This is a genomic window from Pseudonocardia lacus, from assembly GCF_018531445.1.
GTDB classification, from domain to species: domain Bacteria; phylum Actinomycetota; class Actinomycetes; order Mycobacteriales; family Pseudonocardiaceae; genus Pseudonocardia; species Pseudonocardia lacus.
In genome coordinates this window covers 1-11,411 of record NZ_JAHDTH010000242.1, presented here as the reverse complement: position 1 = coordinate 11,411, position 11,411 = coordinate 1, and the positions used below count along the sequence as shown (strand labels likewise).

The window sequence follows — 11,411 nt, the reverse complement described above, 5'->3', positions numbered from 1 at the left end:
GTCGCCACGCGCCTGCTGCGCGCCCCCGACCAGGTCGTCGCCGACCTGGTCAGCCGCACGGCCGCGGTCGGCGCGGCGGCCACCGGTGGCGTCGACGGGCTGGTCGCCGAGCTGGCCCGGGTGTGGCGGCGCCCCGTCTGGCTGCTCGACGGCACCGGCCGGCGGGTCGCCGGGCCGCAGCCGGGCCCCGGAGGGCAGGAGACGCTCGTGCGGGCCGTCGGCGCCGAGGGCGCGTCCAGCTCGCGGCTGGCCGTGGCCGTGCCGCCGGGCGTGCCCGCCGAGACGACGGCGGTGACCGCGGCGATGGCGGTGGCCGCCGAGTCGATGGCCCACCGGCTCGCCCAGCAGCGGCTGACCGTCGAGCGCGACGCGCGGCTGCGCACGTCACTGCTGGTCGAGCTGCTGCAGACCAGCGGCGACCCGGCGCCGGAGACCCGCAGGCGGGCCGTCGACGCCGGTTGGCGGCTCGACGGCTGGCACATCGGCATCCGCATCGACGTGCCCGCCGGGGTGGACGCGGTGGCGGTGCGCCCCGAGGTGCTGCGCGCCTTCGAGACGGCCCACCTGGGGGCGGTCGTCGTCGAGCAGGACTCGGGGTGGGGCGCCTGGTCGACGTTCGAGCACGAACCCGGCTCGGACGAACTGCACCGCCACGCCACCGCCGCCCGCCGCGCCCATTGGCTGCTGCGCAGCTCCGTGCGCAGCGCCATGGGCGTCGGGCGCGTCTACCGCGGCGTCGACGGCCTGGCCCGCACCCTCGGCGAGGCGGGCGACGCCGCCCGGCTGGCCGCCACCCGCACCGCGAGCGGGCACTTCGTGCACGTCGACCGGCTGGGCCTCGGCCGGCTGCTGCTGGCCTGGACCCGCACCGACACGTTCCTGCCGGCGGCCCGCTCGATGCTCGATCCCCTGCACGGCCAGCAGGGCGACCTGCTGCGCACCCTCACCGCCTACCTGGACGCGGAGTCGTCGCTCACCGAGACGGCCGCGGTGCTGGGGGTGCACCGCAACACCGTCGCGGCCCGCGTCACCCGGGCCCAGGAGCTGCTCGGGGTCGACCTGACCGACCCCGACGAGCGGCTGGCCCTGCACCTGGCCTGCCGCAGCGTCCTGTTCCACACCTGATGGCGGGCGTGAGCCGATCGATGCAGCACCGAATCGCAGGCAGACGGCCGGTGAGAGGCTGATCGGCGCAACCGGGGTCGGCGATGAGGTGCGTCGCCGGCTCGTGCCGCGGGGACCGCACCATACGCGGGGCTCCCCGCGACCCGCCCAGGAAGGCTCTGCGATGACCCAGCAGCCGTACGGCCCTCCCGGGCAGCACCCGGGCCCCGGTGGCCCCCGGCCCCAGGGCGACCACGGCCGGGGAGGTCAGCCGTACCCGGGACCGGGAGCCCAGGGCTCAGGTGGCCACCCGTACCCCGCTCCGACCCCACCGGGTCCCGGCGGCTACCCGTACCCCGCCCAGACCCCGCCGGGCCCCGGTGGCCACCCGTACCCGGATCAGTTCGGCCAGCCGTACCCGCCGCCGTACGGGCCGCCGCCCCGTGGCGGCGTCCCGGTCTGGGCGTGGATCTCCGGCGGCATCGCGCTCGCCGTCGGCGTGGTGGTGCTGATGGTGGTGCTCCTCGACGGCGGCGACCGGAAGCCGAGCACGCCCACCACCGGCACCGTGCCCGGCGTCTCGGCGGTACGACCTCCGCCCGCCGAGCCCGGCGGCGGCAGCTCGGTCGTGGGTACGGACGCTCTGCCCGCCGGGTTCGGCGAGCCGGTGACGACACCGTCCGGGCTGACGATCGAGGTCGGCGTCCCCGAGCTGTACACGCCGGGCCCGGGGGCCGCCGGCGGCGGCTCCGCGCGGGCGATCCGGTTCCAGACCACGGTCACCAACGGCGGTGACGCGCCCTACGAACTGCTCGGCTACATCATCGGCCCGGGGGCCACGCACGCCGGCCTGCCCGTGGCGGTCATCACCGAGCCCGGGCAGCCCTCCCAGCTCTCCCTCTCGGAGGTGATCCCGCCGGGTGCCTCGACCACCTACCAGACCCGGTTCGCCGTCGACGCGCAGTCGGGTGAGCTGCGGCTGGTCTACAGCCCCGATCTCGGTACCGGCCCCGACGTCGTGATCGCCGGCTGGCTGGCCGTCTACTAGCGATCCCCGCTCACGACGTCCGGGACAGCCAGACCGCGGCGTCGGCGGGGAGGGTGCCGTCGCCGGGGAGCTCGGTGCTGACCAGCAGCACCTCGCCCGCGGGCAGCGGCACCGGCGCCCCGCCCATGTTCACCACGCAGGTGAAGCCCGGGTCGCGGTCGAAGGCGACCACGTCGGAGTCGAAGTCGTCGCGGAAGCTCAGCGTGCCGTCGCCGAGGGCCGGGTTCTCCCGGCGCAGGCGCAGGGCGGCGCGGTAGAGCTCCAGCATCGACGCCGGGTCGCCCGTCTCGGCCTCGACGGTCAGCGGGCCCCAGTCGTCGGGCTGGGGCAGCCAGGTCGTCGGCCCGGGGCCGAAGCCGTAGGGCGGGGCGTCGCCCGACCACGGGACGGGCACGCGGCAGCCGTCGCGGCCGCGGTCGGCGTGCCCGGAACGCTCCCAGGTCGGGTCCTGCAGCACGTCCTCGGGCAGGTCCTCCACCTCCGGCAGGCCCAGCTCCTCACCCTGGTAGACGTACGCACCGCCGGGCAGGGCCAGGGTGAGCAGGGCGGCCGCGCGCGCCCGGCGCACGCCCAGCGCGAGGTCGACGTCGGCGTCGCGGGGGTCGAGGTGGCGGTTGTCGCCGCTCTGGTCGACGCGCGCGTACCGGGACACGTGCCGGGACACGTCGTGGTTGGACAGCACCCACGTGGCCGGCGCGCCGACCGCGGCGTGCTCGGCGACGGTCTCGGTGATGGTCTTGCGCATCTCCGGGCCCCGCCACGGGGTCACCAGGTAGTTGAAGTTGAACGTGGTGTGCAGCTCGTCGCGGCGCACGTAGCGGGAGAGCCGGTCGGGGTGGTCGACCCAGGCCTCGGCGACGAACACCCGCGGCGGGTCGTAGGAGTCGGCCAGGGCCCGCCACTCGCGGTAGACCTCGTGGACCTCCTCGCGGTCCCAGTGCGGGTGCGGGGTGTACGGCGCGCGGACCAGCTCGCCGTCGACCTCGACCATCGCCGGCGGGTACACCAGGTCGCCGATGTCGGGCAGGCCCGGCTGCTTGACCAGCGAGTTGGCCACGTCGATGCGGAAGCCGTCGACGCCGCGGTCGAACCAGAACCGCAGCGTCCGCAGGAAGTCGGCGCGGACGTCCGGGTGCTCCCAGTTCAGGTCGGGCTGCTTGGTGTCGAACAGGTGCAGGTACCACTCGCCGGGGGTGCCGTCGGGGTCGGTGGTCCGGGTCCACGCGGGCCCGCCGAACATCGAGCGCCAGTCGTTGGGCGGCAGCTCGCCCGCCTCGCCGCGGCCGGGGCGGAACAGGTAGCGCCCGCGGGCGGGCGAGCCCGGACCGGCGGCGAGCGCCTCCTGGAACCACACGTGCTCGTCGGAGGTGTGGTTGGGCACGATGTCGAGCAGCACCCGCAGCCCGTGCTCGTGGGCCTCGACGATCAGCGCCTCGGCGTCGGCCAGCGTGCCGAACCGGGGCTCGACGTCGCGGTAGTCGCTGACGTCGTAGCCGGCGTCGGCCATCGGCGACGGGTACCACGGGTTGATCCACACGGCGTCGACGCCCAGGTCCGCGATGTGCCCGAGGCGGGCGCGGATGCCGGCGACGTCGCCGAGCCCGTCGCCGTCGCCGTCGGCGAAGCTGCGGATGTAGACCTGGTAGACCACGGCGCTGCGCCACCACGTGGTGTTCGCCGCGGGGTCCTGGGTCGCCGGGTTCTGCCCTGCCTGGGTCTGCACTGCGGACCTTCACCTCTCTGCCGGGTTACCGGGCACGGTAATCGTCCGGTGCGACGACGGCAGGCCCGCGGGAATTCCCCCGGACAGTGTGACGAGGGGCTGACGGGCCCGGGCACCCGGAGGATGCTGGGGCGCCATGAGCACCCGTGTCCGAGACCTGCTGGCCGGCGGCTACGGCGTCCTGCGCCACGAGCCGCTCGCCCGGCGCCTGCGGGCGACGTGGAACGGGACGACGGTCGTGGACAGCACGCGCGGCGTGCTCCTGTGGGAGCCGCGCCGGATCCTGCCGACCTACGCGGTCCCGGCCGCCGACGTCCGCGCCGCCGTGCGGCCCGCCGACCCGCAGCCCCCGGCCGGCGACGACATCGGCTTCCACGTCCCCGAGCTGGCCGCCGACCTGCGCCTGCTCGCGGCCGAGCCGTTCACCGCGCACACCGCCGCGGGTCGCCCGGCCGACCTCGACGTGGACGGGGCCGTGCTGGGCGGGGTGGCCTTCCAGCTCGACGACCCGCGGCTCGACGGCTTCCTGGCGCTCGACTTCGCCGCCTTCGCCTGGCGCGAGGAGGACGAACCGATCTCGGTGCACCCGAGGGACCCGTTCCACCGCATCGACGTGCTGGCCGGCTCGCAGCCGGTGCGGATCGAGCTGGACGGGCACGTGCTGGCCGAGTCGGCCCGCCCGACGCTGCTGTTCGAGACGCTGCTGCCGGTGCGCTACTACCTGCCGCGCGCCGACGTGCGGGTGCAGCTGGCGCCCAGCGCCACCCGCACCGCGTGCCCGTACAAGGGCGAGGCGGTGTACTTCTCCCCGGTCGTGGACGGCCGCGAGCGGGCGGACCTGGTGTGGAGCTACCCCGACCCGCGGCCGGAGAGCACCCGGATCCGCGACCTGGTCTGCTTCTTCACCGAGCGCATGGACGTCGTGCTGGACGGCGGACGCCAGGAGCGCCCGGTCACGCCCTGGTCGTGAACCCCTGGCGCCGGACGGTCATGCGCTGCGCGGCGCGTACATGATGACGGCCACGCCGAGCAGGCAGATCGCCGCGCCGAGCAGGTCGTAGCGGTCGGGGCGGAAGCCGTCCACGACCATGCCCCAGGCCAGCGAGCCGGCCACGAACACCCCGCCGTAGGCGGCCAGGATGCGCCCGAACTCGGCGTCGGGCTGCAGCGTGGCCACGAACCCGTACAGGCCCAGCGCGACGACCCCGGCGCCGACCCACAGCAGCCCGCGGTGCTCGCGCACGCCCTGCCAGACCAACCAGGCCCCGCCGATCTCGGCCAGCGCGGCCAGCCCGAACAGCAGCACCGACCTGATCACCGTCACCGGCCGAGCCTAGGACGGGTGGTCCTCAGGGCCGGGCCAGGGCGTCGACCAGGCGCTCGGCCTCGGTCAGCACGGCCAGCAGCGCGGTGTCCGGGTCGTCGGCCCGGGCCAGCAGCATCCCGGCCTCGCACAGCGCCCCGAACGCCAGGTGGGAGCGGGCGCTCACGTCGGCGTCGGGCTCCCCGGCGGCCGCCGCGGCGACCAGCATGCCGTCGGCGAGCAGCCGCAGTGCGCGCTCGGACTGGATCGAGCGGACCTCCTGCCAGCCGAGCACGGCGGGCCCGTCGAGCAGGGCGATCTGGCGGAACGCGGGGTCGAGGCACAGCTCGAGGAACGTGCGGCAGCCGCGGCGGAGCGCGGCGAACGGGTCGGTCTGCTCGGCCGTGGTGCGCGTCAGCTCCGCGGCGACCCGGTCCTGCTCGCCGACGAACACGGCCCGGAACAGCGCGCCCTTGGTGGTGAAGTGGTGGTAGGCGGCGCCCTTGGTCAGGCCGGCGGCCGCGGCGACGGCGTCGATCGAGGTGGCGGTGTAGCCGTCGCGGCCGAAGAGCTCGCGGGCCGCCGTGAGCAGCTGCCCGGTGGTTGCTTCGGTGCGGGCGGCCTGGGTGCGGGGGCTCACGGTCGCACCTTGACAGGACATACTCGGAGTATGCAAAGGTGATGACGTCCGTACTCCGAGTATGGAAGTGGGATCATGAGTCCGCCGATCATCGCCGTCTACGGCGCCACGGGGCACACCGGTCGCCTGGTCGCGACCGAGCTGCTCGCCCGCGGCCACCGCATCGTACTTGCAGGTCGCGACGCCATCGCGGTGCAGAAGATGACCACCGAGCTGGACGCGGGCGAGCGCGTCGAGGCGCTCGCCGCCCCGCTCGACGACCCCGGCGCCCTGCGCGAGCTGGCCGCCGGTTGCACCGTCCTGGTGCACTGCGCCGGCCCCTACTCCGAGACCGGGCGGCCGGTCGCCGAGGCGGCGGTCGCGGCCGGCTGCCACTACGTCGACCACGCCCTCGAACAGCACCACGTCCGGTCCCTGTTCGACGAGCTGGACCGGCCCGCCCGCGACGCCGGCAGCGCGCTGGTGCCCGGGGCCAGCTTCTACGGCGGGTACGGCGACCTGCTCGCCGCGGTCGTCGCCGCGGGCCTGCCGGAGGTGCGGCGCCTCGTCATCGGCTACGCGGTGGCCGGCTGGCGGATGACGGCCGGCGCGCGCCGCACCGCCGACCAGGTCATCGCCGACCTGCGCCGGGTCACGTTCACCGACGGCGCCCTCGACGAGCACTACGTGGAGCCGCGCAACGCGGTGTTCCCGTTCCCGCCGCCGCTGGGCCCGCAGTCGATGGTCGCCCCGGTGCCGTACCACGAGACGATCACCGTGCCGCGGCACGTCCCGGCGCGGGAGGTCGAGGCCCAGATGACCGCCCACACGTTCGCCCCCGAGACCTTCGAGGGCCAAGACGTCGACGACGCGACGCGGGCGGGGTCGGAGTACACCGTCGCCGTCCAGGCGATCACCGCCGACGGGGGCCGCACCGGCCTGGTCACCGGCCGCGACCTGTGGTGGGGCGCGGCGCTGGTCTCGGTGGAGGTCGCCCTCGCGCTGGCCGAGCCGCCCGGCCCGGCGCGCGGCGGGGTGTTCGCGCCCGCCGAGGCCGTCGACGCGGGCGCGTTGCTCGCCCGGCTGGAACGGCGGGGCGCGTTCACCGCGAGCCCCGGCCTGCTGCCCGACGCCACCGACGAGCCGCTGCTGGGGATCCGGTGACCGGGCCGGCGGGACCGGTCCTGGTCACCGGCGCGGCCGGGGGCCGCCAGGGCTCCACCGGCCGGCACGTCGTCGACCTGCTGCTGGCCCGCGGGCTCGCGGTCCGGGCGCTGGTGCGCGTCGACGACGACCGCGCCGCGGCGTTGCGCGTCGCCGGCGCCGAGGTCGTGGTCGGCGACCTGCGCGAGATCGCCGACCTCGGCCCGGCGCTGCGCGGGGTGCGCCGGGCCTTCCTCACCTACCCGGTGACCCACGGCCTGGTCGACGCCACCGGGGCGTTCGCCGTCGCGGCGCGGGAGGCCGGGCTGGAGCGGGTGGTCGCGGTGTCCCAGCTGGCGGCCGACCCGGCGGCGGGCACGCCGCACATGCGCCAGCACTGGGTGGCCGAGCGGGTGCTCGACCGCTTCGAGGTGGGCGCGGTGCACCTGCGGGCCGCGGTGTTCTTCGAGAACCTCGCGGTCGTCGCGGCCGCGGCCGGGTTCCGGGAGCTCGCCCTGCCGCTCGGTCCGCCCGACACGGTCCTGCCGCTGGTGGCCGCCGAGGACGTGGCCCGGGTGGCCGCGGGGGTGCTGGCCGACCCCGGCCCGGTCGAGCCGGTGCTGCGGCTGACCGGGCAGGTGCTGACCGTGCGGGAGGTCGCGGAGGCCTTCACCGCCGCCTCCGGGCACGAGGTCGGCTACGTGGACGTCGCACCCGAGGCGTGGCGGGCGGTGGCCGACGACCTCTACCGCGACGGCCGCGCGGTCGAGCACCTGTCCGCGCTGTGGGCGATGTTCCGGGAGATCGGCGCGGTGCACGAGCTGTACCGGGTGAGCGAGGAGATCGAGCGCATCGGTGGGCGGCCGCCGCGGCAGCTGGCCGCCCACCTGCGCGACGCTCAGGCGCGCGTGTAGCGCGAGGCGAGGGCGCCGGTGAGGCGCCCGGGCGGCAGCGTCCGCCCGCAGACCACCATCAACAGGTCGGCCGCCGCGCCGTGCACGGGCTCGCCCTCCCCGAAGGCCCAGTCGAGGTCGGTCGCCAGCAGCCGCACCCCGGACAGGTCGGTGCCGAAGAAGGCGACGTTCTTCGGCTTCATCCCGGACATCACCATCGCCAGCCGCCCGGTCGGCGGGGTGCGGTCGAGGCCGAGCGCGATGGTGACGTCCAGGCCGTGGATGACGTCGTGGGACAGCGCGCCCACCGGGCCACCGCCGGGCGGGGTCCACGAGTGCTCGGCGTTGTCCCGCAGGCAGGCCACCAGCTCCTGCGGCGTCATCGCCGCGGCGTCCGCGCGGGCGCGGCGGTCGGCGGCGCGGTTGACGTTGCCGCGGGCGGCGAGCACGTCGAGCAGGAACCGTCCGAACGACAGCCGGTACGCCGACGTGGTGTGCGCGATGACCTCGCGAACGCGCCAGCCCTCGCACAGGCTCGGCGCCTCCCACTGCTCGGGCGTCAGCCCGGCCAGCAGGTCGGCCTGCTCGCGCCGCTCGGCGATCACCGCAGCGCGCACGTCGTCGTCGGACATGTCCACCTCCTCGCCCGGGACCGTCCCGGCAACCGGTGGACTCCCGCCGCGCCCCGGACTCATCGCCCACCCGTCGAGAACGACGTTGTCGTTCGGTGGACCGGTCCAAAATCGCGACAACTTCGTTCTCGACGGGCCGTCAGGGGGTGCGGGTGCGCCAGAGGGTCGCGGCGGCCTCGACCGCCGCGGTGGTGGTCGCCGGGTCGCCGAGGGGGGCCAGGAACTCCTGGTCCGGCTCGGCGCCCAGGGCCAGGTCGGTCGCCGGGAGGTCCAGCCGCCAGGAGTGCAGGTGGGTGCGGGTGGCCGGGGCGGCCCCGGGGGTGCGGAACAGCGGGTCGCCGACGATGGCGGTGCCGGTCCAGGCCAGGTGCACCCGGATCTGGTGGCGGCGCCCGGTCCGCGGCAGGGCCAGCACCAGCGTGCGCCCCCCGGTGCTCAGCAGCCGGTGCACGTCGGTGCGGGACGGGTAGGTCGACTTGCCGGTGAGCACATCGGCCGGGTCGACTGTCCAGGTGGCGGTGGCCTCGTCGAAGCGCAGCCGCTCGCGCGGGGCGGCGATCCGCACCCGGTTCTTGCGGCCCACCCCCAACGGCAGGTCGACCGTCCAGCGCTCGGGCAGCCCGTCGCCCTCGACCACGGCCAGGTAGCCCTTCGCGGCGGTGCGGTCGGCGAACTGCCTGGTCAACGGGCCGTGCGCGGCGAGGGTGCGGGCCAGGAGCACGACACCGGAGGTCACCTTGTCGATGCGGTGCACCGGGAACAGCCGCTCTCCGGCCCGCTCGGCCAGGTTGACGACGTCGGTGTCGTGCCGCTCGCCGGTGACCGAGATGCCGGCCGGCTTGTCCAGGGCCAGGACGTCGTCGTCCGCGACCAGCGCGCGGGCGGCCCGCAGCTCGGCCCACGTCCAGCCGGTGCTCGGGCTCAGGACCCCTCCTCCGACGCCGGCTCGCCGGCCAGCCTGCGCTTCAGCTCGGCGATCTGGGCGTGCGCCGAGGCGAGGTCGTCCTCCAGGGCGATGATGCGGATGGCGCCGTCGAGGTTCATGCCGCCGTCGACCAGCACGCGCAGCCGGGCGGCCCGCTCCAGCTGCCGGCGCGAGTAGCGGCGGTGGCCGCCCGCGGAGCGCTCCGGGCTGACCACGCCCGCGGCGTCCAGACTGCGCAGGAAGGCGGGTTGGACCTCCAGCAGCTCGGCGGCCTGCCCCATGGCGACGGCCGGGTAGTCCTCGTCGTCGAGCCGGGACAGACCCATCACCACCACCTCGCGATCCGCTCGTCGGTCTGCTGGACATAATCAGTACCTGCTGGTGCACGTATCCTACGCGGCCGTTCCGCGACCGGGCCAGGGAACGCGGACGGGCCGGGCGCCCCGAACGGCATCGAGGACGCCCGGCCCGTCGCCGTCCGTCAGGCGTTGATCTCCTTGCGGTCGGCGTCGCGGTGCGAGACCGTGATCGTGCGCGGCTTCGCCCGCTCGGCCACCGGGATGCGCAGCGTCAGCACGCCGGCGGAGTAGTCGGCGTCGATGTGCTCGGTGTCGAGCGTCTCGCCGAGGAACAGCTGGCGCGAGTAGACGCCGAGCGGGCGCTCGGACACCTGCATCTCGACGTTCTCCTCGCGGAGCGAAGGCCGGCGCTCGGCGCGCACCGTCAGCACGTTGCGCTCGACGGACAGCTCGATGCCGTCGGGGTCGACGCCGGGCAGGTCGAACTCGACGACGAACACGTCGCCGTGCCGGTACGCGTCCATCGGCATGGCCGTGGGCCGGGACCAGGTCCCCTGCCCCGTCCCCAGCACCTGCTGGGCGATGCGGTCGAACTCCCGGAACGGGTCGGTACGCATCAGCATCGCGAGCCACTCCCTTCATCCTCGACGTCAGGCGGCGATGCGGGGAAGCTCCGGTGGAGATGATCTCCGGTGGACGCTTCCTGATATCTGTAACGATAGATAGAGGTTTCTTGCTTCGCAAGTCACTGTTACTTCTGTCACCCGATGGATGTAATCCAGAGTGGCCGGCCCGCGCGCCCGGTGGGACCTCAGGAGCTGATGATCTCGATGAGGTAGCCGTCGGGATCGGCGAAGTAGACGCGCCCGGCATCCACCCGCAGCGCCACGTGCCCGGCGTGGATCTCGCCCGCCGTCATGTAGAGCAGCGTGGCGCCGTGGTCGAGGTCGAGCGACACCATGTCGCCGTCGGGGCCGCCGGGCGGACCGTCTAGCGATCGCCCCAGCCATCGCCCCAGCCGCCCCAACCGCCCCAGCCGCCGTTCCAGCCGCCGCCGGGGCGTCCGCCGCCTCCCGAGTGCCCGCCACCGGAGCCGCCTCCCGAGTGCCCGCCGCCGGACCCACCGCCCGAGCCACCGCCGGAGTCGTGGTCGGAGTCGTGGTCGGAATCGTCGGAGTCGTCGTCGGAGTCGTCGTCGGAGTCGTGGTGCGAGCTCGAGCCGGAGTGGTCGTCGTCGGAGTCCTCGTCGTCGGAGTGCCCGCTGGAGTGGCCGTCGGAGTGCCCGCTGTCGGAGTGGTGCTCGTCGGACCGGTCGTCCGAACCCTGGCCGGACCCGCCGTGCTCGTCGGCGGACCGCTGCTCGGGCCGCGGAGGAGCGGGCGGCGCGGCGGCGGGCGGGCGCGCCGCATCGGCCGCGGGCGCACCGGCGTCGGGTCGGGTCTCGGGGACGACGGACACGGAGACCGGCACGGACCCGGGGTCGCTCGTGCTCGGCACCGGCACCGCAAGGTCGGGGTCGGCCGTCACCGCGCTCTCCGCGGCGGGCCCGGTGCCGGCCAGGCCCTGGGCGGTCGCCCCGACCAGCAGCAGCCCGGTCACGCTGGCGAGCACCACCCGGGCCGGGAGGGCGGGGCGGCGGCGGGTCCGGCGCCGGTGGGCGGGACGTCCGCGCCGACGGGCGGAGCGCGGGTCCAGGAGCACGGTCGCCGCCTCGGCGCCGGG

Annotated in this window: 13 protein-coding genes and 1 pseudogene; 5 read left to right on the top strand and 9 right to left on the bottom strand. The window is 75.5% G+C overall.

From position 1 onward, the window contains the following. A partial coding sequence (locus KIK08_RS33760) for a PucR family transcriptional regulator (RefSeq protein WP_214407378.1) occupies window positions 1-1,125 on the top strand: 1,125 nt, incomplete at its 5' end. A 163-nt stretch (window positions 1,126-1,288) separates the two neighbouring features. After that, on the top strand, window positions 1,289-2,152 hold the full coding sequence (locus KIK08_RS33755; protein ID WP_214407377.1) for a hypothetical protein: 864 nt from the start codon (window positions 1,289-1,291) through the stop codon (window positions 2,150-2,152). Window positions 2,153-2,162: 10 nt separating this feature from the next. On the opposite strand, the gene KIK08_RS33750 is transcribed toward KIK08_RS33755, so the two are convergent. Next, a complete protein-coding gene (locus tag KIK08_RS33750; protein ID WP_214407376.1) occupies window positions 2,163-3,875 on the bottom strand; it encodes a glycoside hydrolase family 13 protein in 1,713 nt (570 codons plus the stop codon). A 136-nt stretch (window positions 3,876-4,011) separates the two neighbouring features. Between KIK08_RS33750 and KIK08_RS33745 the strand changes: the two genes are divergently transcribed. Further along, a complete protein-coding gene (locus tag KIK08_RS33745) occupies window positions 4,012-4,845 on the top strand; it encodes a DUF427 domain-containing protein (protein WP_250558368.1) in 834 nt (277 codons plus the stop codon). Window positions 4,846-4,863: 18 nt separating this feature from the next. On the opposite strand, the gene KIK08_RS33740 is transcribed toward KIK08_RS33745, so the two are convergent. Both KIK08_RS33740 and KIK08_RS33735 read right to left on the bottom strand, forming a co-directional pair. Beyond that, the gene (locus KIK08_RS33740) at window positions 4,864-5,199 is read right to left on the bottom strand and encodes a YnfA family protein (RefSeq protein WP_214407375.1); all 336 of its coding nucleotides are present in this window, start codon (window positions 5,197-5,199) and stop codon (window positions 4,864-4,866) included. A 25-nt stretch (window positions 5,200-5,224) separates the two neighbouring features. Continuing rightward, window positions 5,225-5,818 (bottom strand): TetR/AcrR family transcriptional regulator, encoded by a 594-nt coding sequence (locus tag KIK08_RS33735; protein WP_214407374.1) that lies wholly within the window; start codon window positions 5,816-5,818, stop codon window positions 5,225-5,227. A 75-nt stretch (window positions 5,819-5,893) separates the two neighbouring features. On the opposite strand from KIK08_RS33735, the gene KIK08_RS33730 reads away from it, so the two are divergent. Beyond that, window positions 5,894-6,961, top strand: coding sequence for a saccharopine dehydrogenase NADP-binding domain-containing protein (locus KIK08_RS33730; protein WP_214407373.1), 1,068 nt, complete (start codon window positions 5,894-5,896; stop codon window positions 6,959-6,961). Further along, complete coding sequence (locus tag KIK08_RS33725) at window positions 6,958-7,854, top strand: NmrA family NAD(P)-binding protein (RefSeq protein ID WP_214407372.1); 897 nt, start codon at window positions 6,958-6,960, stop codon at window positions 7,852-7,854. Before KIK08_RS33730 ends, KIK08_RS33725 begins: the two co-directional genes overlap by 4 nt. Here the strand turns inward: KIK08_RS33725 and KIK08_RS33720 are convergent. The 6 genes and pseudogenes from KIK08_RS33720 to KIK08_RS33695 all read right to left on the bottom strand — a co-directional run. Next, a complete protein-coding gene (locus KIK08_RS33720; protein WP_214407371.1) occupies window positions 7,839-8,465 on the bottom strand; it encodes a maleylpyruvate isomerase family mycothiol-dependent enzyme in 627 nt (208 codons plus the stop codon). The two genes, KIK08_RS33725 and KIK08_RS33720, sit on opposite strands and share 16 nt — an antisense overlap. Before the next feature lie 139 nt (window positions 8,466-8,604). Continuing rightward, a complete protein-coding gene (locus KIK08_RS33715; protein WP_434056943.1) occupies window positions 8,605-9,312 on the bottom strand; it encodes an RluA family pseudouridine synthase in 708 nt (235 codons plus the stop codon). Window positions 9,313-9,386: 74 nt separating this feature from the next. After that, a complete protein-coding gene (locus tag KIK08_RS33710; protein WP_214407370.1) occupies window positions 9,387-9,716 on the bottom strand; it encodes a MerR family transcriptional regulator in 330 nt (109 codons plus the stop codon). Window positions 9,717-9,871: 155 nt separating this feature from the next. Further along, entirely contained in the window at window positions 9,872-10,312 is a 441-nt protein-coding gene (locus KIK08_RS33705; RefSeq protein WP_214407369.1) for an Hsp20/alpha crystallin family protein, read from the bottom strand. 188 nt (window positions 10,313-10,500) lie between these two features. Further along, the gene (locus KIK08_RS33700; RefSeq protein ID WP_214407368.1) at window positions 10,501-10,650 is read right to left on the bottom strand and encodes a hypothetical protein; all 150 of its coding nucleotides are present in this window, start codon (window positions 10,648-10,650) and stop codon (window positions 10,501-10,503) included. A 29-nt stretch (window positions 10,651-10,679) separates the two neighbouring features. Beyond that, window positions 10,680-11,411: pseudogene (locus KIK08_RS33695) on the bottom strand (hypothetical protein); the annotation flags it as partial.